The organism is Pseudomonas capsici (genome assembly GCF_017165765.1).
Lineage (GTDB): Bacteria > Pseudomonadota > Gammaproteobacteria > Pseudomonadales > Pseudomonadaceae > Aquipseudomonas > Aquipseudomonas capsici.
In genome coordinates this window covers 186,253-207,743 of the sequence record NZ_JAFGZD010000002.1, presented here as the reverse complement: position 1 = coordinate 207,743, position 21,491 = coordinate 186,253, and the positions used below count along the sequence as shown (strand labels likewise).

The following is a 21,491-nucleotide window of genomic DNA, read 5'->3' as shown; positions in this document are numbered from 1 at the left end:
ATGGGCTTTCGTTTGTCGAAGATTTACACGCGCACCGGCGATGCCGGAGAAACCGGGCTGGGCGATGGTCGTCGAGTGCCCAAGGATCACCCGCGTGTCGAGGCCATCGGTGAAGTCGATACCCTCAACAGTCAGTTGGGGCTGCTGCTGGCCGGGTTGAACGAGCAGGTGCAACGCATTCCTGCGCTCAGTGAAGTGATCGAGGTGCTGAGCCCTTGTCAGCACCGTCTGTTCGATCTGGGCGGCGAACTGGCCATGCCGGCCTATCAGGCGCTGAACGCTGCCGAAGTCGAGCGACTGGAGGCCGCAATCGATGAGTGGAACGAGGAAGTCGGCCCGCTGGAAAACTTCATCCTGCCCGGTGGCTCGATGCTGATCGCCCAGGCCCACGTTTGTCGCAGCCTGGCTCGCAGTGCAGAGCGGCGCTGTCAGCACCTCAATGCACAGGAACCGTTGGCCGGTGTCGGGCTGGCGTATATCAATCGGCTGTCGGATTTACTGTTCGTGGCTGCCCGAGTGATCGCCAAGCGCCAAGGCATTGCCGAAATCCTCTGGCAACCGGCTCCCAAGCCAGAAAAAACCTGACCCTCCCACGGATCGTGCCCCGCGTCAGGCCTCTGGCCAGAAGGCGCGGATTCCGGCCACGCCTTGTGCGCCGCTTTCCCAGGCGCGCTGACGCTCATCCGGACCGACACCGCCCAGCAGGAATACCGGCTTGGTGAAGTCTGCGATCAGCCGTGAGGCTTCTTCCCAACCCAGCGGCTGTGCGTCGGGATGGGTCAGGGTCGGCTGGACCGGTGACAGGGTGACGAAATCCACGCCCATCTGCTCGGCCAGCGCCAGTTCTTCAGCGTTATGGCAGGAGGCCGCCAGCCAGCGATCCTCCGGGAATGGACGACCTCGGCTGGCGTACTTGCGCAGTTGTTCCGCCGTCAGGTGCCATCCGGCGGACGGGAAATCACCCAGCCATTCCAGAGGCCCCTTGAGCATCAGTTGCGCCTTGCCTGCGCACAAGCCCACCGCATCCACGGCCAGATCCCGATATTGCGGGTCATAGCCAGCCGGAGCCCGTAACTGGACCAGCTTGATGCCGCCAGCAATAGCCTTCTGCATGCCGCGCAGCAGCTCGGAGGTTTCCAGACCATCGGGCGTAATCAGGTACTCTCCGGGCAAGCGTGCCGCGGCAACGATCGGCTTGTTGGCCGCCGGGAATTCGTAACCGGCCAGTTCACGCTGGCTGGCCCAGACCAGCGGCTGTCCTTCGGCGCCATGGGGCTCGCCGGTAAAGGCCGAGACTTCCCAGACATCCAGCAAAACCTGTTTGTCCGGGTAATCGTGCTGGATCTTGATCAGCGGGCGTGCCGCCGTGACGCCAATCCCCAACTCTTCCTGCAACTCACGGCTCAATGCGGCCTGGACAGCCTCCCCGGCTTCAACCTTGCCGCCGGGAAACTCCCACAAACCGCCCTGATGCTGGTTATCTGCACGCTTGGCGATAAGAATCCTGCCGTCAGCGCCACGAATGACAGCGGCGGCCACATGAACACGTTTCACTCATCGGTCTCCTGCAAGGCAGCCTGTTGCCAGCTCTGAAAAGCAGGCCACTGGTAAAGGGTTTCAATATAGGCCAGCGCTTCGGCAGGCAAGGCGACGCGATAGCTGCGCAGACGAATGGCCACCGGCGCAAAGAAGGCATCGGCAATGCTCGGCTGGCCGAACAGGAACGGACCGCTCTCGACCGCTGCTGCACGGCACTCGCTCCACAACGCAACGATACGGTCGATGTCCTGTTGCGTATCGACCGGAATGACTTCCAGCGCCTGATCGCGATGCAGGTCCATCGGCATGTTGGAACGCAGGCTCATGAAACCGCTGTGCATCTGCGCGCACGCCGAACGGGCCTGGGCGCGGGCAGCGATATCACGTGGCCAGAGATTGGCTTCGGGGAAACGCTCGTTCAGGTATTCGCAAATGGCCAGGGAATCGATGATGGTCCCATGCTCGCATTGCAACGCTGGAACCTTGCCGGTCGGAGAATACTGGAGAATCTGTTCGCGGGTATCCGGCTTGTTCAGGCGAATCACCTGATCGGTGTAAGGCGCGCCGGTCATTGCCAGCACCAGCCAGGGGCGCAGCGACCAGGAGGAATAGCGTTTGTCGCCGATGATGAGGTGCAGAGACATATCCTTGGCTCCGGAGTCAGGTGGCTCCTATGGGGTAGTGCCGATCAATAAGGTCATGAACACTTTGTGGGAGGCAGCTTGCTGGCGACTCTAGCGTACATATGCTGAATCTCTGCCGGTTTTCAGGCTTTTTCGCCAGCAAGCTGCCTCCTACAGGTTTATTCGTACCTTTACTGATCGACATTACTCCTATGGATTGGGTGGATCAGGTGCGGTATTCGGCGTTGATCTTCACGTACTCGTGGGACAGGTCGGTGGTCCAGATCGTTTCGCTGCAATCACCGCGGCCCAGCTCGATACGGATGGTGATTTCTTCCTGAGCCATGACCAGCGAACCCTGTTCTTCAGTGTAGGTCGTCGCACGGCAGCCTTTGCTGGCAATGCACACGGAACCGAGGAACACGTCGATCTTGCTGACGTCCAGATCCGGTACGCCTGCACGCCCCACCGCTGCCAGGATACGACCCCAGTTAGGGTCGGACGCGAACAGCGCGGTCTTGATCAGCGGCGAGTGAGCCACGGCATAGCCGACATCCAGGCATTCCTGGTGGTTACCGCCGCCATTGACTTCAACGGTCACGAACTTGGTCGCGCCTTCGCCATCACGCACGATGGCCTGGGCCACTTCCATGCAGACTTCGAAGACCGCTTTCTTCAAGGCTTCGAACAACGGGCCTTTGGCTTCGGTCACGGCAGGTACATCGGCCTGACCGGTGGCGATCAGCATGCAGCAGTCGTTGGTCGAGGTATCGCCATCGATAGTGATGCGGTTGAACGACTTGTTCGCGCCGTCGCGGATCAGGTCCTGCAATACGCTCTGGGATACCTTGGCGTCGGTCGCGATGTAACCGAGCATGGTCGCCATGTTCGGACGGATCATGCCAGCGCCCTTGCTGATGCCGGTCACGGTGACGGTAACGCCCTCGTACTGGAACTGACGGCTCGCGCCTTTTGGCAGAGTGTCGGTGGTCATGATGCCGGTTGCGGCGGCAGCCCAGTTATCCACGGACAGATCGTCGAGAGCGGCCTGCAAGGCACCTTCGATCTTTTCCACAGGCAACGGCTCACCGATGACGCCGGTGGAGTAAGGCAGCACAGCGCTGGCATCGACACCCGCCAGCTCGGCCAGTCTGGCACAGGTGCGGGTTGCGGCAGCCAGACCTGGCTCGCCGGTGCCGGCGTTGGCGTTGCCGGTGTTGGTCAGCAGGTAACGCACAGGGCCTTGCACGCGCTGCTTGGCCAGGATGACCGGCGCTGCGCAGAACGCGTTCAGTGTGAACACGCCGGCAACACTGGAACCTTCGGCACATCGCATGACGACAACGTCCTTGCGACCCGGACGTTTGATGCCGGCAGAAGCAATCCCCAGTTCAAAACCGGGAACCGGGTGCAATGTAGGCAAAGGACCAAGACCAACAGCCATGGGTGCGCTCCTTGAGCAGTATCTGCGCCGTCCGCATCGGTACGGCAATCTAATGAAAAAACGCCGCGACGGGTAAGCCGGTCGCGGCGTGGTATTACAGCGTCAGGGCCTTAACCGATCTGGCCGTGACAGTGCTTGAACTTCTTGCCCGAACCACACCAGCACAGCTCGTTGCGGCCCAGTTTCATGTCGTTGCGAACCGGCGCAGTGGTGGTCGCGGTAGCGACAGCCACATCACCGCCCTCTTCAACCAGTGCCGGCTGATCGAGGCCCGGCGCTTCGGCATGCTGGAACTGCATGCGCTTGGCGAGTTCTTCGGATTCGCGACGCAGACGCGCCTCTTCTTCCTCCGGATCTTCGCGACGCACCTGAACATGGGACAGCACGCGAATGGTGTCGCGCTTGATGGAATCCAGCAGCTCCTGGAACAGGGTGAAGGACTCGCGCTTGTATTCCTGTTTCGGGTTCTTCTGTGCATAACCGCGCAGGTGAATACCGTGACGCAGGTGATCCATGGTCGACAGGTGGTCTTTCCACAGGTCGTCCAGCACGCGCAGCAGGATCTGCTTCTCGAAAGTCCGCAGGGCCTCGGCGCTGGCCTGATCTTCCTTCTCGGTGTAAGCCACCAGCAGCTCTGCCAGAATCTTCTCGCGCAGGGTTTCCTCGTGCAGGTGATCGTCTTCGTCGAGCCATTGCTGGATCGGCAGCTTCACGGCGAAATCGCTGTTGAGCGAAGCTTCCAGACCGGCGACATCCCACTGCTCGGGCAGCGATTGCGGCGGAATGTGCTGGCTGATCAGACTGCTGAGCACTTCTTCACGGAAGTCGCTGATGGTGTCACCGATGTTGGTGGCTGCCAGCAGGCTGTTACGCATGTGGTAGATCACTTTACGCTGCTCGTTGGCAACGTCGTCGAACTCGAGCAATTGCTTGCGGATGTCGAAGTTGCGACCTTCCACCTTGCGCTGGGCCTTTTCGATAGCGTTGGTCACCATGCGGTGCTCGATCGCTTCGCCGGACTGCATGCCCAGGGCTTTCATGAAGTTCTTCACCCGGTCGGAGGCGAAGATGCGCATCAGGCTGTCTTCAAGCGACAGATAGAAACGGCTGGAACCGGTATCGCCCTGACGACCGGCACGACCACGCAGCTGGTTGTCGATACGACGCGATTCATGGCGCTCGGAAGCGATGACATGCAGGCCACCCGCCTCGATCACCTGCTGATGGCGTTTCTGCCAGTCGGCCTTGATCTGTGCGATCTGCTCGGGGGTCGGGTCTTCGAGGTTGGCAACTTCGACTTCCCAGTTGCCACCCAGCAGGATGTCGGTACCGCGACCGGCCATGTTGGTGGCGATGGTCAGTGCACCCGGACGACCGGCCTGGGCAATGATTTCCGCTTCCTTCTCGTGGAACTTGGCGTTCAGGACCTTGTGATCGATACCTTCCTTCTTGAGCAGGTTGGACATGTGCTCGGAAGTTTCGATGGTCGCCGTACCCACCAGAACCGGACGGTTCTCTGCCAGACAGGCCTTGATGTCCGCAACGATTGCCGCGTACTTCTCTTCCGCCGTCAGGTAGACGAGGTCGTTGAAGTCCTTGCGCGCCAGCGGTTTGTTCGGCGGAATGACCATGACCGACAGGTTGTAGATCTGGTGGAACTCGAACGCTTCGGTGTCTGCAGTACCGGTCATGCCGGACAGTTTGGTGTACAGACGGAAGTAGTTCTGGAACGTGGTCGAAGCCAGGGTCTGGCTTTCGGCCTGGATGTTCAGGTTTTCCTTGGCTTCGATGGCCTGATGCAGGCCTTCGGACAGGCGGCGACCCGGCATGGTACGACCGGTGTGCTCGTCGACCAGCAGGATCTGACCGTCCTGGACGATGTATTCGACGTTGCGGTTGAACAGCGTGTGAGCGCGCAGACCGGCATAGACGTGGGTCAGCAGACCCAGGTTGTGCGCCGAGTACAGGCTTTCGCCCTCAGCCAGCAGACCGGCTTCGGTGAGCAGTTCTTCGATGAACTGGTGACCGGCTTCGTTCAGCTCGACCTGACGGCTCTTCTCGTCGATGGTGTAGTGGCCCGGCTTGGTGACCTGCCCTTCCACTTCTTCGATATGGCGCTCGAGGCGCGGAATCAGACGGTTGATCTCGGTGTACAGACGCGAGCTGTCTTCAGCCTGACCGGAAATGATCAGCGGCGTACGGGCTTCGTCGATGAGAATCGAGTCGACTTCGTCGATCACACAGAAGTTGAGTTCACGCTGGAACTTGTCTTCCATGCTGAACGCCATGTTGTCGCGCAGGTAGTCGAAGCCGAATTCGTTGTTGGTACCGTAAGTGATGTCGGCAGCATAGGCGGCGCGCTTCTCTTCCGGTGGCTGGAATGGCGTGACGATCCCTACGGTCAGGCCGAGGAATTCGTACAGCGGACGCATCCAGTTGGCGTCACGACGAGCCAGGTAGTCGTTCACGGTCACAACGTGCACGCCCTTGCCGGACAGTGCGTTCAGGTAAACCGCGAGCGTACCCACCAGGGTTTTACCTTCACCGGTACGCATCTCGGCGATCTGACCTTCGTGCAGGGTCATGCCGCCGATCAACTGGACGTCGAAGTGGCGCATACCCATGACACGCTTGCCCGCTTCACGCGCAACCGCGAAAGCTTCTGGAAGGAGCTTATCGAGGGTCTCGCCTTTGGCTATGCGGGCCTTGAACTCTTCGGTCTTGGCACGCAGTTGCTCGTCCGAAAGGGCCACCATTTGCTCTTCGAAGGCATTGACGATCTGTACCGTCTTGAGCATGCGTTTGACTTCACGCTCGTTCTTGCTTCCAAAAAGTTTTTTTAACAAAGGCGCAAACATATCGACAGGATCTTCCACACATAGGAATGGAGGGCGGCCCCGTGAGTCGCCCGTGCAGCCTTATGGCCGCATGCGAACGAGCATTCTACCCGGAAACGGTGGTGAGGAAAGTGGCGTTATTCCACGATGCTGGCACAGCGCTGTTACGGGGCAGTCTTACAATGGGGCCATTATTCAGCACTTCAACCCTTAAAGGGCCGAAGTTACTCGTTGATTTGTATATAAAAGCACGGAAAGCTCGCCGAACGAAGCTGCAAGAGCGCTTTCTGTTAACATGAAGACTTTGTCATCCCCCTCCGGCATCGTATCCATGGCCTTTCGTCCCCTCACTGCCAGAGCCCCCGCAGTCCTGCTGCGAGACGCCAAGCCGCTCAAGGCAATCTTTCGCCATGCCGAGCGTCTGAGCCACCTTCAGCGCCTGCTCGAAAGCCAGTTGCAGCCTGCCGCCCGGGAACACTGCCATGTGGCTTCGTGGCGCGAAGGCACCCTGTTGCTGATCGTGACCGACGGTCACTGGGCCACACGCCTGCGCTATCAGCAAAAGCGTCTGCAGCGGCAATTGGTCGCTTTCGACGAATTCGCCAACCTGATGCGGATTGTCTTCAAGGTACAGCCTCCCACCGTGCCCAGGGGTGCCGTCGGTCATACCATCGACCTGTCGCCCGCAGCAGCGGAAAGCATCCAGGCCACCGCAGAAGGGATCAGCGACCCGAAACTGCGCGCTGCGCTGGAGCGTCTGGCCAGTCACGCCAGGGACAGGAAGTAAGCATCAGCGCCTGCCCAAAACCGTTTCAAATTGCGACGAGCCCGCCTTGAGCAGCCCGGCCTGAATCAGCAACGGTGCCACCATCGCCGTCGGCTCGACCTGACCGCTCACCTTCATCCGATGGGCGACAGGTTCCAGTCCGACCTCGAAACGATGCTCGCCCTCACGTCGGACATCGGCCAGGAGTTTCAATCCGTCCCGGCACTCAAGCACAAGATCCGCGTTGCCCAATACCACCATCCACGGCGACAGCACGGCCAGATCCCGGCCCTGCAGACTCCCTTCACCAGACGTGCATTGCGCGCCACGCCCCTGCATCAGCAAACGCCCTTGCCAGCGCCCATCCACCACGTAAGCCGTGGCCGGCGTGACGAGACTGCCTGCGGGCACAAGCTCTGCACGCCACGCCCAGGGCCAGCCTTGTACCTTGAGTTCCCAGGCCTGCTGCTGAAATCCGGCGCTCACCCGGCCTTGCCCTGACCAGGGCCGAAGGTCCCAGCTCACAGGCCCGACGCTCCCCGACTGCTCGGCTCGTCCGTGCCACACAGTCCCGACAACGCCCTGCGGCTGCCAGCCAGGTGCCCACGGAACGAAGCGGGACAGAAAAGCGGCGGGCATATTCAGCAAAAGCGTCACGGCAAACACCAGCGCACCTAAGATCCATGGCTTTCGACTCATGGAAGCCTCCCGGCACACCCCACATCCAGGCTGAACACCAGCCCCTGATGGCCTTGTTCGAGACTCCAGCGCAGCGGTCGCCCGCCTCGCTCCTGAATGCTGTGCATCAGTTGGGTCAGAGGTTCGGCCCGACTCAGTTCACCTTGCAACTGCCAGATATCGCCGCGCTGTTCGACCCGTGTCAGTACCAGCCCCCGGGCACTGGCCAGCGCCTGCCAGTATTCGGCAGTAAACGCCGGGCCGGGGCTCAATGCCCTGGCCTGTTGTGCCAGAAGCGGCCACTGCCGCAGATCCTTGCCCCAGGTCAGCAAAGGGCGACCGATCAGCACCAGCGATAACGTCAGGATCACGACCCACCCCGCCAACAGCGCGTAACGCCGGGCAGGCGGCAAGGCGGCGAAAGCGTTTGAAGCTCTCTGAATCAATGCATTCATGGCTGCCCATCCAGATTGAAATTGAGCGTCAGCAGGTCGGTCTTTTCGTTCGCTTCAACGCTGACCTTCGCCCCTGCTGCCTTGGCCATGGCCTGCCAGTGAGTCGTGTCAGGAGGCAAAGCCTTGCCACTCAACACCAGCCTCAGGGTTCGTCCGTCGAAATAAGTGCCGGACACGCCCCAGTCTTTCTGGCTGTCGAGCCACAGTGTCATGGCCTGTTCCAGCTCGACGATCTGCTGCTGACGACTTCGCCAGTCGCTCTGCTCGGACTGCAGACGAGACAACACCCGTGCCGCTTGCCGGGCGCTGTCGAGCGGACCGGTCAAGGCTTCGACCTGAGCCTTCCAGACCGGCACCTGCTGCCAGAACTGCCACAGCGCCAGCACGCCCCAACAGAGAGCCAGCACGCCACAGACACCCGCCAGACGAGACAGGCTTCTGCCAAATGGCGATGCCTGCGATCTGGCCTTTGGACGACGAGTGCCCGAACGCACCAACAAGTTGGGCAAACGATTCAACGCGGCCCAGCGGGCGGGCCATGGACCGGTCATTTCCTCGCTCGGCTGTCGCCAGGCCTCGGGCGGTTCGCCCAGCACATCCGGCCACACCAGCCAGTGCTGCATACCGTTGTCAGCGCCGCGTATCAGGCAACGACCTTCGGGACGCGACCAGTCCAGTGTCTGACCAGCAGCCTGCGTCGGCAGCAATTGCAATTCCGCCCAAAGATAATCGGGGAATACGCCCAGTTCCTCACATTCGCTCAACCAGCGCTGAACCTGTACACGCTCTACCACCAGCAACTCCAGATGCCCGGCGAGTCGTGACAGGCAACTGACCTGCACCTCTTCGGCAGGCTGTTGCAGCAGGTCCTCCAGCAACATCGGCCATTCATGAGGCTTGAGGCCCGGTGGCGCAGGCACCTGGAAATGGCTGCACTGCGCAGCCGGCATGACCAACGCGAGGGTGTCCTGCAGATAATGCGCAGGCGGCGGCCAGTCGCCCTGCTCATCTCCCGGCAGACGCCGCCATTGCCAGACCCCAGTGGCAGCAGGACGCAGCAGCAACCAATGACGCTGCGCACGGCGTTTGAGATTCCAGCGTTCAAAGATCATGGGCGACTATCGGGCAAGCTGAAGGTGCAGACATAAGGCGCTCCATGACGCTCGAATTCGAGTCGCACGCCCCGGTCGGGCTGAAGTGCGACGGAGGAAGGGAACGCCAGCCAGCGGGTCCCCTGATAAAAACTGAAACCGACCTTGTCGACCTCATCCAGATATTCGCGACGCTCCCACCGGGGTGCGTCAACGGCATACAGGTCAGGCGAAGTCCACAGACTCAAACGCCGCTCCCGAGGGTTGAATTCCAGCCGTTGCCGCTGCGATCTCGACTGGCCTTCGGCCTCGGGCCAGGCGCTCATGGCGACCCAGCCCAACCGATTCGCAGCCGGGTCCCAGTCGAGCCAGCTCATCGGCAACGGCAGGCGTTTTTCATACAAACGACGTAACACCAGGCCATCGAAACGACGCTCCAGGGCCAGGCAGAACTCCAGCACCAGCGGCTCGTTACCGGGTTCGGCCAGACGCTCGCGAACCTTGATCCAACCGTTCACCAGCGCGGCCAGCACCACCCCGACGACCGCCGTCAGCGCCATGGCCACCAGCAACTCGATCAGGGTCAAACCGCGCTGGCCAATGCTCACGGCCGCACCAGAAAGACGGTGTAATGTCCCAGCGGCTCGCGCTCGTCACGGGCAGCGAACAGCGCCAACTCACCCCGGCGCAGGTTCTGCACACCGGTCATGCCCAGATCCATCCGCCAGTAACAAACCCTGTCGCCCTGCTGCAATTCGCCGCTGACCTTGCTGATCTGCGGCCAGTAGCGCTCGACACCGAAACGCGCTTCCAGCTCACGGGCACACAGGGCACCGAGTCGATGCTGCTGAACGGCCTGATGCACGCTGATGCGCTGGCGCAACATCTGACTGACCATCATGGTCATGACCGCCGCGATGCCCAGCGCCACCATCACTTCCAGCAGGGTAAAACCGCGCTGGTGCCTCATGGCAGACGAACCTGAGTCAGGCTGTTATCCGTGCGCCACTCCCAGCGCTGCCGGCCTTCGGGCCATTGCCAGTTCAGGTTCACTGCGGCGCTCACACCCGATGGCGTGAATATCACGCGGGGCTCGTCGGACACCGGCCAGTCCGCCAGCAACCCTTGGGGCCAGGGCTTCAAGCGCATTGAGTCAACGACCCAGCGGGTTTGCCCCTGACTGCGCTCCAGATGCACAAACTCCGGCTGCCGACCATTCCAGCGCATTCCCGATACCTGCCCGCTATGTCGGGCCTGGGCCGCTTGAGTGCGAGCCTCGGCAGCCAGTTGTTCCAGAGCCTGCTGCATCGGCGCATGGCCTGAATCCAGCCAGGCCACGCTCAAGGCACTGAACAGGCCGATGATCAGCAACACCACCAGCATCTCCAGCAGGGAAAAGCCCCGTGAAACCTTCACGCCTAGAGGTTCCAGTTGCCGATATCGCCATCGGTGCCTTCCCCGCCCTGCACGCCATCGGCTCCCAGCGAGTAGATATCGATGCGTCCGTGCTCACCGGGCGCACGATAGTGATACGGGTTGCCCCACGGGTCCGCCGGCAGACGACGGATGTAGCCATCGGCCCGCCATGAGCGTGCCAGAGGCTCGACCGAGGGCGCGCTGGTCAGGGCCGCAAGGCCTTGCTCGCTGGTCGGATAGCGCAGGTTGTCGAGGCGATACATGTCCAGCGCCTGCTCAAGAGTGGACAGGTCGGCCAGGACTTTCTGACGCATGGCCTTGTCCTGATTGCCGAGAACGCTGGGGGCAACCACGGCGATCAACAGACCGATGATGAAAATCACCACCATGATTTCCATCAGCGTGAAGCCACGTTGGCGGCGTGAGGCAGGCTTGGGCATAAGACGGTTCTCCATGAGTCAGAAAGTGAGTCCCTGGTTGAGTTGCATGATCGGCAACAGCACGGCCAGGACGATGAACAGCACCACGGCGCCCATCAGCAGAATCATCAAGGGCTCGAACAAGGCCATGAGCATGTCCACATGCCGGGTGAAACTGCGTTCCTGGTTGTCCGCCACCCGTTCGAGCATGTCCGGCAAGGTCCCGCTGGCCTCGCCGCTGGCGACCATGTTGAGCAGCAATGGCGGAAAATGACCGGCGGCGTTGAGAGCGCGATGCAGGCTGACGCCGCCCTCGACCTGTTCACGGACGGTTTCCAGCGCCCGATGCACTTCGCGATTGCCCACGGTGGCAGTGGCCACTTGCAGGGCTTCGAGCAACGGCACGCCGCTGCCCACCAGAATTGCCAGACTGCGGGCCAGTCGTGCGCTTTCCAGCACCGTCAGCAACGGACCGGCCTTGGGCAGGCGCAACAGGCTGCGGTCCAGGCGCAATCGCCAATGGGCCTTGCGCAGCAGCAAACCCGCCCCCATCGCGGCCAGCAGTCCCAGCACCAGCAACCACGGCCCGACACGCACCAACCCTTCGCTGATACCGATCAGCAATTGGGTAATCAGCGGCAGGCTCTGCCCGGTATGGCTGAACTGCTCGGTGAGCTTGGGCACCACGAATGTCATCAGGCCAATCACCACCGCCAGCGATACCAGCATCAGTACCGCCGGGTAGATCATTGCGGTGCGCGCCTTGTGCCGCTGGCGCTGGACTTGTTCGAGGTGCTCGGCAAGACGCTCCAGCACCGGTGCCAGCTTGCCGGAGCGCTCGCCCGCCTCCACCAGCGCGCAATACAGCCCGTTGAACAAACCGCCTTGCCGACGCAGGCTCTGGGCCAGACTGTGGCCTTCCCCGAGCGCACCGCGCACAGCCACCAGCAGGTTGCGAATCGCAGGTTCGGCCAGTTGTCGTTCGAGTGTCGCCAGGGCATCCACCAACGCAATCCCGGCACTGAGCAACGTCGCCAACTGGCGCGTCAGCTCGCACAACTGGGTGTGGTTGAGGCGCTGGCCGCGTGGGCTGGGTGAAGTCGAGTCTTGAATCTGCAAGTCCCGGGCGAACAGACCTTGCTCACGCAAAAGCTGTCGGGCATGCCGCTCGCTTTCCGCCTGGAGGCTGGCTTTGCGCGTGCGGCCTGCCGAGTCGAGAGCCTGATAGCGATAGGTCGGCATCGGTCAGCCCCGTACCGCGCGCAAGACCTGCGCCAGGCTGGTCTCACCTCGTCGCAGGCATTCGGTGGCCATGGCCGCCAGACTCTGGCGCTTGTCGGCCAGGTAGTCCTGCATCGCGACCTCGCTGGCACCGTCGTACAGCAAGGCAATCAGGCCTGCATCCAGTTCGATGAATTCGTACAAGCCCATACGCCCGTCATAGCCGCTGCCCTGACAGGAATCGCAGCCTTGTGGGTGAAAGCTTTCGGTAAGCCCGGCCAGTTCCGGCCACAGCATCCGCTCGGCGTCCTGCAAGGGTTGCGCAACGGCGCAATGACACAGCCGACGCACCAGCCGCTGGGCCAGCACGCCCTTGAGGGTCGAAGCGATGAGGAAAGGTTCGATGCCCATGTCCCGCAAGCGAGTCACTGCGCCCACGGCGCTATTGGTATGCAGGGTGGACAGCACCAGATGCCCGGTGAGACTGGCCTGCACAGCGATCTGAGCGGTCTCGCGGTCACGGATTTCACCCAGCATGATGACGTCCGGGTCCTGACGCAGAATCGCTCGCAGGCCATTGGCAAAAGTCATTCCGGCCTTGGGGTTGATCGCGGTCTGACCGATACCGGTGATCGCGTACTCGACCGGGTCTTCCACCGTGAGAATGTTGCAGGAGCCATCGTTGAGGCTGTTCAGGCTGGCGTAGAGCGTGGTGGTCTTGCCCGAGCCGGTCGGGCCGGTACTGAGCACGATGCCGTTGGGACGTTGCAGGCAGGCTCGCAGTCCCTGCTCCACTTCAAATGGCATGCCGAGATTGCCCAGATCCAGCAGGCTCGCCTGCTTGTCCAGAACCCGCATCACCACGCGTTCACCATGAATGCCCGGCAAGGTCGAGACGCGAATGTCCACTTCACGCCCCGCCGAGCGCAGGGTAATCCGGCCATCCTGGGGCTGACGCTTTTCGGCGATATCCAGCCGGGCCATGACCTTGATCCGCGACACCAGCATCGTCGACAGCGCCCGCGGCGGACGCAGCACTTCGCGCATATGCCCGTCGATGCGCAGGCGAATCACCAGGCTCGCTTCGAAAGTTTCCACATGAATATCCGAAGCCCGCAAGCGCAACGCTTCGCCGAACAGACCGTTGATCAGGCGAATGACCGGCGCGTCGTTATCGTTCTCCAGCAGGTCTTCGATCTTCGGCAGTTCGCTCATCAGGCTGTCGAGGTCGACCTGCTCGCCAATGCCATCGATCAGCGCAGCAGTGGCCGACTCGCCGGCCTGATACAGCTCACCGAGCCGGGTTTCATAATCCTGCGTCGAAAGGTATTCAACGGTGCTCGGCACACCATGCACCCGCATCACTTCCTGCAGGGTGTCGGTGTCGCTGCCAGCCCTCAGCCATAGCTGCCAGCCCGCGTCGCCCGGCACCCTGGCCACGCCGGTCTGGCGTGCAAGGCGATACGGCAGCAGCGCGTTCACCATGCGCCCTGCTCCAGGCGCTCACGGCTGGCCGGAAACAATTGCAGCAGCGGATCACCCTCGCTTGCACCCGGCAGCGCCAACGAGGTGCTGGCCTTGAGGTTGCGGTATTTCTCGCTGCTGAGCTGAGCCAGCGTCTCGCCGTCGCGCACGATGCGCGGGCGGATGAATACCATCAGGTTCTGTTTGACCCTTTGGGTCGAGTCGGAGCGAAACAGTCGCCCCAGCCCTGGAATATCACCCAGCAATGGCACCCGCTGATCGCTGGTGGTGGACTCGTCACCGATCAGCCCGCCCAGCACCACCAGCCCGTTATCCTCGACCATGACCTTGGTCTTGATCTCGCGTTTGTTGGTGATGACATCGCTGGCCGTGGTGCTGTCGGCAATCGACGAAACCTCTTGCACGATATCCAGGCGCACGGTGTTGTCGATGTTGATCTGCGGCTTGATGCGCAGCTTCACACCCACTTCCTTGCGCTCGATGGTCTGGTAGGGATTGGCGTTGTTCTGGGTCACCGAACCGGTCACGAACGGCACTTCCTGCCCGACCAGAATCGACGCTTCGGCGTTGTCCAGCGTGAGCAAGGTTGGCGTCGACAGGAGATTGAAACCGCTCTGGCTTTTCAGGGCATTGAGCAAGGCCAGAAAATTCAGCCCGCCCCCGCTCAGGTTGCCGACACCTGCCGTCACACCCTGAACACCGGCCAGCAATTGCCCGAGGCCTGCCGTGTCCCCGGACTGTACCAGCGCGCCCACACTGGTGACGCTCGGGGCATTGCCGCTGAAATTGATCGCGCCGCCACCGAAGTTGTTGCCCTGAAACAGCCATTGCACACCCAGTTCCTGAGCGCGGGTGTCCGACACTTCGGCAATGATGGCTTCGACCACCACCTGGGCACGTCGAATATCCAGTTGCTCGACGATGCTGCGATAAGCCGTCAATTCACTGTCCGGCCCGACCATCACCACCGCGTTGGTGCCTTCCTCGTATTCCATGCGGATGCCCGAAGTGCTGACCGGCAGGGATTTCTCGCTGCCCTGAGCGGCGGATGTCGGCGCTGCGATGTCCTGACTGAGACCGCGCAGGACCTTGACCACTTCCGACGCATTGGCATGGCGCAGGTAGATCACCACGGTATTGGCGTTGTGTTGCGGGTCGTAAGGCTTATCCAGTTGCTTGAGCAAGGCTCGCACACGGGCGCGACTGTCGGTACTGCCACGCACCAGCAAGGCATTGCTGCGCGGGTCGGCCACCACTTGCGCGCTGTCGGCACCCTGCTCGCGCGCCAGCAGGCGCGTGACCAGTTGCGCGGTGTCATTGGCATTGGCATTTTTCAGCGGCAGCACTTCCAGCGGTTCCTGGCTGACCTGGTCGAGCTGAACCAGAAGGCTGTCGATACGATCCAGGTTGCTGCGCCAGTCGGTAATCACCAACAGATTGGCCGAAGGGTACGGCGTGATCACTCCCACCCGAGGATCGATCAACGGCTTGAGGATATTGAGCATCTGTTCGCTGGCAGCGTTGCGCACGTTGAACACGCGGGTCGCCATACCATCGTTGGCCTGCGATGCATTACGGCCCGCCTCCACCGGCACGGGCTCAAGGCGAGCGGCCTGATCCGGGACGATCTTCACACTGCCGTTTGGCAGGTCCACCGCCGCAAAACCCTGGGCGCGCAGTTGAGCCAGAAAAATATCGTAGATTTCTTCACTACCCAGCATCTCGCTGCTGCGCACCGTAACCTTGCCCTTGACCCGCGGATCGATGATGAAGGTGGTGTGGGTGATGCGCGAGACGCTGTCGATGAACTCGCTGAGTTCGGTATCGACAAAGTTGACCTCATACAGCGGTTCCTCTTCGGCACTCACACCGCTCAGGGTCAGAGCACACAGCAGAAGAGCAAGACGCAGCGGTTGCTTGAGACGAGTGGAGGTCATTGCTTATCCCTGTTGCTTGAAGCCGAAGTAAGGCCGTTGCGCGGGCCATGGCAAACGTTCGAGCTTGCCGTTGTTGTCGAACACCATGCCCAGCTCATCGATGTCATGCAGAGAAACGCCAGGTGCCAGTTTCTGGCCGCGACCCAGAGTGCGCTGACGCTGCTCGAAGCGCAGCACCACCACCGTGGCGCTCAGGGGAATCGCCTTGAAGCTGCCCAGGTATTCGATACCCAGCGTGGTCAGGGGCAATTCATTGCTGAGGACGGGACCGGCGCGCCAGTGACTGCTCAACAGACCGGCCACTGGAGCCGTCGGTGCCCTGTCGGTGGCCGGTTGCGCCAGACCATGCCAGGCCTGCAACACACACTGCGCCGCCAGCCAGCCGATCAGCATCACCAGCAGCATATGACTCGCCCAGACCAGACGAATCATGCGGCAGACTCCCGTGGATGCCAGCCGGGATGCCCCTGTACGTAACGCATCTTTGGCAAGTGCAAGGGTGCGATGCGCCAGTCGGCAGGACGCTCGCGCAGCCAGGCTTCAAGGTGCTGCCAGAGCGGTTGACCGGCCTGGGCATCGAACCCCAGGCCAAAGGTGCGGCACTGTCCGGCGGGTTCGCTCACGCCACTGACCCGCTTGCCGCCCGCGCTGTAAGTGACCTCCCATGGCTGGCCCATCCAGCGCGGCAGATCCTGACTGTTGTCCAGCAGCAACATATCGCCAAACATTTGCTCGGCGACGTTCTCAAGCACCCTGGGAACCTGCTTCGCGGGCACATTCACCACCGGGGCCGGATAGCTGCCGGTCAGGCTGATCAGGTGCTCGCGGGTAATCATCTGCCCTTGCGCCAGCGGGCTGTCGTAGCGCAGGCCCGGCAGCAGCACGGAGCTGTCGGGACGCTCGGCCAAGGCCTCATGCAGCAAGCGGTCCCAACTGCCGCCGCGCACATCCCGACGCCAGAGGTTTTCCGGCGCACGGGCCAGCGGCTCGTCAAGCCAGCCAGCATGGGCAGCGCGTTGCTGTTGAGTGATCTGCCGAATACGCTGGGCCTGATTCCGATCGACCGCAGTCAGGGTGCTTTCAAAAGCCGGATGAAAACGTGCTGTGAACTGCCACTGCCCCGCGCTCTGCTGGCAACGAATGCGAAAGGCTCCGCTGGCCCGGGTCCCGCCCAATACCACCGGCACTCGCTTGCCAGAGGCTTGCATGATTTCCACGGGCTGCGGCCAGAGATCCTGACCGCGAGCGCAAAGCACCATGTCGATCTGCGACAGACGTTCGGCCAGCCAGATCCCCGGCCCGGTGCCGACATCGGCCAGGGCAATCAGCAGATCGGCATCGGCCCGGGCACGCTCAAGTGTCGGTTGCAGGCTGTCGTGCCATTGTTTGAGGGACAGTTTCTGATCACGGGCGTAAGGGTCGGTAATGCCGACAACCGCGATGCGGATTCCGCCGCGACGAAAGAAAGCCACGGCCTCGGTGCCCAGGCGCTGACCGACATCCGCAGCCAGGTCTGCTCCCAGAACTGGATGCCCGAACTGACGATACAGACCGGCACACTGCTGCGGCCAGAGCAGACGCTCATCGCTGCTGACCCGCACTTCGGTGCCCAACAATGCGCTGCCTTGAACGCCGGACTTTCCCTGAGTCAGATAAGCCAGGCCACTGCCATTCCAGCATTGCCCGTTCTCCAGCGTGAGGCTGTTGCCCTCACCCGCTTCGCTGCGCAAACGCTGCAGCAATGCGCCCAGCACCGGATAGCCACCGGTTTCGATGTGCTGACTCAGGCTGCTATCGAGAAGACTGTTGAGTGAGGTTTGATCGGGTGCGTGAACACGGGCATTGGCCCCAGTAATCCAGGGAGCCTGACCGATACGGGTCGCCGGCCCCAGATGCGTGGCAGGAACCACCGGCTTGCCTGGCTGACGGGCATCCAGAGTGTCAGCCACATACAGCAGATCGACGTAGCTGCCACTGGCCACAGAACCTTTGTACTGAAGGCTTGAGCAGGCGGACAGCAACGGCGCCATGGCACCCGCCGTCATCCATCCCAACACATCGCGCCGCGCCATTGAAGCCATTGTTCTTGTGTCCTGAGGCGAATCCTTCACAGGGGCGGCATATTGGCGATGGAAAATGACAGTTTGATGGCAGATTTTTAACCTCGGCCCTGACAACCCTCTCTGTAACAAAATGAAATAACTACGACGATTCTCAGACACTTTCTTAATAAAACTGCCAATGAATCATCACACTCGGCTTCTACAGTCCCGGTTCCTTTTCCAAACCTATTTCATAAAAAGGACCTGATGAATGAGTCGTAATACCGGCGATAACCAGAACCGCAACCTGAGTACCAACGAGCCGCTGTCATCCGTGCTGGACACTTATCTGAGCCGTCGCAGCGTGGTACGTGGCGGGCTGGGTGCTGCCATTGCCATGATTGCGGGCGTCGGGCTGACCGGTTGCTTCGACAGTGGCAGCGATTCGAATGACGACCCGGCACCGACACCCGCTACGCCAGAGAGCTTGAAGCTGGGCTTTACTTCGATCCCGGGCTCGCGCACCGACGCTGTCACCGTGGCCGCCGGTTATACCGCTTATGTACTCGCCCCATGGGGCACGCCGTTGAGCAATCTCGCCAACCCCTGGAAAAGCGACGGCAGCAACACCTCTACCGATCAGGCCAACTCCATGGGCATGCACCACGACGGCATGCACTATTTCCCCATCAACGGCAGTTCCACCGACGGCCTGCTGGCGATCAACTTCGAATACATCGACCAGAACGCCCTGCACCCGTCCGGCCCGACCCTGGTTGGCGGCGTTCGCCCGGCAGAAGAAGTACGCAAGGAAATCAACGCCCATGGCGCGGGCGTGGTGCGCATCAGCAAGGTCGGCAACCGCTGGCAGGTGGTGGAAAACGATCCGTTGAACCGTCGCTTCACCACTGCTTCGGTGATGAACCTGTCCGGCCCGCTCAAGGGCACCGATCACGTCAAGACCGTGTTCTCCACCGACGGCAGCCAGACTCGCGGCACCAACAACAACTGCGGCAACGGCTACACGCCTTGGGGCACGTACCTGACCTGTGAAGAAAACTGGCCGGGGATTTTCGTCAACAGAGGCACTCGTCCGGCAGACCAGGTGCGCATCGGCATCGCCACCTCGAACGGCAACTATCGCTGGGAAACCGCCGCAGGCGATGCTTCAGAGGTCAACGGCGAGTTCACCCGTTTCAACATCACCCCGTCCGGCGCCACCGCCACGGACGATTACCGCAACGAAGCCAGCACCTATGGCTATATCGTTGAAATCGACCCGTACAACGCCAGCACCCTGCCGGTAAAACGCACCGCTCTTGGCCGCTTCCGTCACGAAGGCTGCTGGCCGGGCCTGACCACTCCCGGCAAACCGGTGGTGTTCTACATGGGCGACGACTCGCAGAACGAATACCTCTACAAGTTCGTTTCCACTGCCCTCTGGGACGCAGCCGACGCCAACCCGAGCGATCGCCTGGCCACCGGTGCCAAGTACATGGACAGCGGCAAACTCTATGTCGCCCGCTTCAATGCCGACGGCAGCGGCAACTGGCTGCTGCTCGACGTAGCCACCGCCACGACCGACAGCAGCACCCTGGGTGCCAAGTTCACCGACCTGCCGGGCATCATCCTCAACACCCGCGGTGCAGCGGATGCAGTGGGTGCCACACCGATGGACCGCCCGGAGTGGACGGCCGTCAACCCGCTCAATGGCGACGTGTACCTGACCCTGACCAACAACACCAGCCGCACCACGGCCAACGCTGCCAACCCACGGGTCAACAACAGACACGGACACATCATCCGCTGGCATGATGCGGACGATCTGGTGTCGTTCACCTGGGACATCTTTGTCTTTGGTGCCAACGCTTCCGGCACGGCAGATATCAACCGCTCCGGCCTGACCGAACTGAACCAGTTCGCCAGCCCCGACGGCATGAGCTTCGATAGCCGCGGCGTGCTGTGGATCCAGACCGACAACGGCGAATCCACCATCACCAGCTACACCAACGACCAGATGCTGGCAGTCATCCCCACCAACATGGTCGATGCCCAAGGCAAACAGATCCCGGTCAATGCCCAGAACCAGGGCGACCTGCGCCGCTTCTTCGTCGGCCCCAATGGCAGCGAAGTCACCGGCCTGGCCTTTACGCCGGACAACAAGACCCTGTTCCTCAACATCCAGCACCCCGACAACTGGCCATCGACCGATGTGGCAACCGACGTGACCGTCGGAACCGTACGGCCACGCGCTTCAACCGTGGTGATCCAGCGGGCTGATGGAGGCGATCTGGCGGTGTAGTTGGGGAATAGAGCCGCAAGTGGCAAGCTACAAGCTGCAAGTGAACGTGGTGACTTGCGGCTTGTAGCTTGTAGCTTGTAGCTTGTAGCTTGTAGCTTAAATCTTCCCCGCCTTACGCTCCCTTACCACCATCTCTTGAGCTGGCACGCGGCTGTGCCATTTCACGATACCCAGGGCTTCGGCGCGGTATTGGCTGTGAAATGTCTGGCCATCCAGTTCCACTTCGATCTGCAACAGGAAGTGGTCGCCATTGAGCAGTAACCCTTCGCTCAGTCGGGCGAAGGCTTCATCGTCCATGGCGCCCATGGCCTGACGCAAGGCGCTGGCATCCAGATAGCCACCGGCAGGCCTGCCACTGATCAGGCGGGTCAGTTGCGAGCGCTCGACCTGCCCCTCGTACAAAGCCTCCAGCAAGGGCAACTCACTGAGATTCAGGGCATTGGCATTCAGCCGCCAACCCGTGGTTTCCGGCAATGCGCACAGCTGTGGATAACGTTGCTCACGCTGGTTGTCGGCAGGTAGCAGCAGGTTCAGTTCGCTGATATCGACCATCGACTGATTGGCCGCCAGACGCGGTGGCGAAGCGCGCAGGTATTCGTTGTTCTCTGCTCCCTGCAGACTGCTCTGGTGATCGTCATCGATCCAGTCGGTCAGGCTCTGGGCCAGACGCTCAGCCTGCATATCCGCACCCAGCAGGTAAACCAGCTGCTTTTGCGCACGCTCGGCTTCCGGTCCGATCAGGCTGTTGACGTTGAAGCAGCGGTGCAAATCGACAATCCGGATACTCGCCTTGCCGCCCTTGAAGTCATAGCTCAAAGGCTGCCCGCGCAAGGCCTGCCAGAACAGCGGACTGGCACGCCACAGCGGATCCTTGAGCGCCTGCCCGGTAAAGGCCAGAGCCGCCTTTTCAATGGACCGCGCCTGCACACGCTGCTGTAACAGACGCACGCTGTCCACTTCCTGCCTTCCCTGCTCGACCATCCAGGCCAGCCCTGCGGCCAGCATGGCCAGTGCGACCAGCACCATCAGCAGCGCCGCACCTTGTTGTCGGTTTCTCGTCATCGTCCAGCCTTGGGTTTCAACGCAAGACGCCAGTCAACACCGACAATGTTTCAGGCAAGTGGCAGATGGCTGAAAAGACCCTGATCGTAGCTTCCTACAAGCACATATGAATGCTTACCAGGACCATGCTGAATTCCCCAATTACTGACCAGCCAAGCCACCGTTAACCTTGCC

20 protein-coding genes are annotated in these 21,491 nt (G+C 61.4%); 3 read left to right on the top strand and 17 right to left on the bottom strand.

The window, feature by feature from the left end:
- Positions 1-585 carry a cob(I)yrinic acid a,c-diamide adenosyltransferase gene (locus JSY17_RS03695; protein ID WP_122372912.1) on the top strand — a complete coding sequence of 195 codons (585 nt, stop codon included), beginning with the start codon at positions 1-3 and terminating at the stop codon, positions 583-585.
- Positions 586-609: 24 nt separating this feature from the next.
- On the opposite strand, the gene JSY17_RS03690 is transcribed toward JSY17_RS03695, so the two are convergent.
- The 4 genes from JSY17_RS03690 to secA all read right to left on the bottom strand — a co-directional run bounded on the left by JSY17_RS03690 (position 610) and on the right by secA (position 6,464).
- Positions 610-1,554, bottom strand: a complete 945-nt coding sequence (locus JSY17_RS03690) for a Nudix family hydrolase (protein ID WP_117184959.1) — start codon at positions 1,552-1,554, stop codon at positions 610-612.
- Positions 1,551-2,183, bottom strand: coding sequence for a glutathione S-transferase family protein (locus JSY17_RS03685; protein ID WP_117184958.1), 633 nt, complete (start codon positions 2,181-2,183; stop codon positions 1,551-1,553). Before JSY17_RS03685 ends, JSY17_RS03690 begins: the two co-directional genes overlap by 4 nt.
- Before the next feature lie 205 nt (positions 2,184-2,388).
- A complete protein-coding gene (gene argJ / locus JSY17_RS03680) occupies positions 2,389-3,606 on the bottom strand; it encodes a bifunctional glutamate N-acetyltransferase/amino-acid acetyltransferase ArgJ (RefSeq protein ID WP_117165850.1) in 1,218 nt (405 codons plus the stop codon).
- A gap of 110 nt (positions 3,607-3,716) precedes the next feature.
- Positions 3,717-6,464, bottom strand: a complete 2,748-nt coding sequence (secA, locus tag JSY17_RS03675; protein ID WP_117182175.1) for a preprotein translocase subunit SecA — start codon at positions 6,462-6,464, stop codon at positions 3,717-3,719.
- Positions 6,465-6,774: 310 nt separating this feature from the next.
- Here secA and JSY17_RS03670 point away from each other — a divergent pair, with 310 nt between their 5' ends.
- Complete coding sequence (locus tag JSY17_RS03670; protein ID WP_117182172.1) at positions 6,775-7,230, top strand: DUF721 domain-containing protein; 456 nt, start codon at positions 6,775-6,777, stop codon at positions 7,228-7,230.
- A 3-nt stretch (positions 7,231-7,233) separates the two neighbouring features.
- Here JSY17_RS03670 and gspN read toward each other — a convergent pair whose 3' ends face one another.
- From gspN to JSY17_RS03610, 12 genes are read right to left on the bottom strand one after another with little or no spacing between them, the layout of a single operon-like run.
- Positions 7,234-7,908: a type II secretion system protein N gene (gene gspN / locus JSY17_RS03665; protein ID WP_206400585.1), complete on the bottom strand. Its 675-nt coding sequence runs from the start codon at positions 7,906-7,908 to the stop codon at positions 7,234-7,236.
- Positions 7,905-8,342 carry a type II secretion system protein GspM gene (gene gspM / locus JSY17_RS03660; protein WP_206400580.1) on the bottom strand — a complete coding sequence of 146 codons (438 nt, stop codon included), beginning with the start codon at positions 8,340-8,342 and terminating at the stop codon, positions 7,905-7,907. Before gspM ends, gspN begins: the two co-directional genes overlap by 4 nt.
- On the bottom strand, positions 8,339-9,454 hold the full coding sequence (locus JSY17_RS03655; RefSeq protein ID WP_206400579.1) for a type II secretion system protein GspL: 1,116 nt from the start codon (positions 9,452-9,454) through the stop codon (positions 8,339-8,341). The genes gspM and JSY17_RS03655 overlap by 4 nt, the downstream gene beginning before the upstream one ends.
- The gene (locus tag JSY17_RS03650) at positions 9,451-10,041 is read right to left on the bottom strand and encodes a prepilin-type N-terminal cleavage/methylation domain-containing protein (RefSeq protein WP_117182165.1); all 591 of its coding nucleotides are present in this window, start codon (positions 10,039-10,041) and stop codon (positions 9,451-9,453) included. The genes JSY17_RS03655 and JSY17_RS03650 overlap by 4 nt, the downstream gene beginning before the upstream one ends.
- Complete coding sequence (locus tag JSY17_RS03645; protein ID WP_117182163.1) at positions 10,038-10,403, bottom strand: type II secretion system protein; 366 nt, start codon at positions 10,401-10,403, stop codon at positions 10,038-10,040. Before JSY17_RS03645 ends, JSY17_RS03650 begins: the two co-directional genes overlap by 4 nt.
- Positions 10,400-10,849: a prepilin-type N-terminal cleavage/methylation domain-containing protein gene (locus JSY17_RS03640; protein ID WP_122372921.1), complete on the bottom strand. Its 450-nt coding sequence runs from the start codon at positions 10,847-10,849 to the stop codon at positions 10,400-10,402. The genes JSY17_RS03645 and JSY17_RS03640 overlap by 4 nt, the downstream gene beginning before the upstream one ends.
- A gap of 2 nt (positions 10,850-10,851) precedes the next feature.
- Entirely contained in the window at positions 10,852-11,289 is a 438-nt protein-coding gene (gene gspG, locus JSY17_RS03635; protein WP_122372922.1) for a type II secretion system major pseudopilin GspG, read from the bottom strand.
- An 18-nt stretch (positions 11,290-11,307) separates the two neighbouring features.
- Positions 11,308-12,510 carry a type II secretion system inner membrane protein GspF gene (gene gspF, locus JSY17_RS03630; RefSeq protein ID WP_206400577.1) on the bottom strand — a complete coding sequence of 401 codons (1,203 nt, stop codon included), beginning with the start codon at positions 12,508-12,510 and terminating at the stop codon, positions 11,308-11,310.
- Positions 12,511-12,513: 3 nt separating this feature from the next.
- Positions 12,514-13,962, bottom strand: coding sequence for a GspE/PulE family protein (locus JSY17_RS03625; RefSeq protein WP_269814529.1), 1,449 nt, complete (start codon positions 13,960-13,962; stop codon positions 12,514-12,516).
- Positions 13,963-13,967: 5 nt separating this feature from the next.
- Positions 13,968-15,911: a type II secretion system secretin GspD gene (gspD, locus tag JSY17_RS03620; RefSeq protein ID WP_200977227.1), complete on the bottom strand. Its 1,944-nt coding sequence runs from the start codon at positions 15,909-15,911 to the stop codon at positions 13,968-13,970.
- Positions 15,912-15,914: 3 nt separating this feature from the next.
- Positions 15,915-16,343 (bottom strand): pilus assembly protein PilZ, encoded by a 429-nt coding sequence (locus tag JSY17_RS03615; protein ID WP_117184949.1) that lies wholly within the window; start codon positions 16,341-16,343, stop codon positions 15,915-15,917.
- Positions 16,340-17,992, bottom strand: coding sequence for a bifunctional UDP-sugar hydrolase/5'-nucleotidase (locus JSY17_RS03610; RefSeq protein WP_206400574.1), 1,653 nt, complete (start codon positions 17,990-17,992; stop codon positions 16,340-16,342). The genes JSY17_RS03615 and JSY17_RS03610 overlap by 4 nt, the downstream gene beginning before the upstream one ends.
- A gap of 232 nt (positions 17,993-18,224) precedes the next feature.
- Here JSY17_RS03610 and JSY17_RS03605 point away from each other — a divergent pair, with 232 nt between their 5' ends.
- Positions 18,225-20,255 carry a PhoX family protein gene (locus JSY17_RS03605; protein WP_206400573.1) on the top strand — a complete coding sequence of 677 codons (2,031 nt, stop codon included), beginning with the start codon at positions 18,225-18,227 and terminating at the stop codon, positions 20,253-20,255.
- A 96-nt stretch (positions 20,256-20,351) separates the two neighbouring features.
- On the opposite strand, the gene gspK is transcribed toward JSY17_RS03605, so the two are convergent.
- A complete protein-coding gene (gene gspK, locus JSY17_RS03600; protein ID WP_117182155.1) occupies positions 20,352-21,317 on the bottom strand; it encodes a type II secretion system minor pseudopilin GspK in 966 nt (321 codons plus the stop codon).
- Between the last annotated feature and the right edge of the window lie 174 nt (positions 21,318-21,491).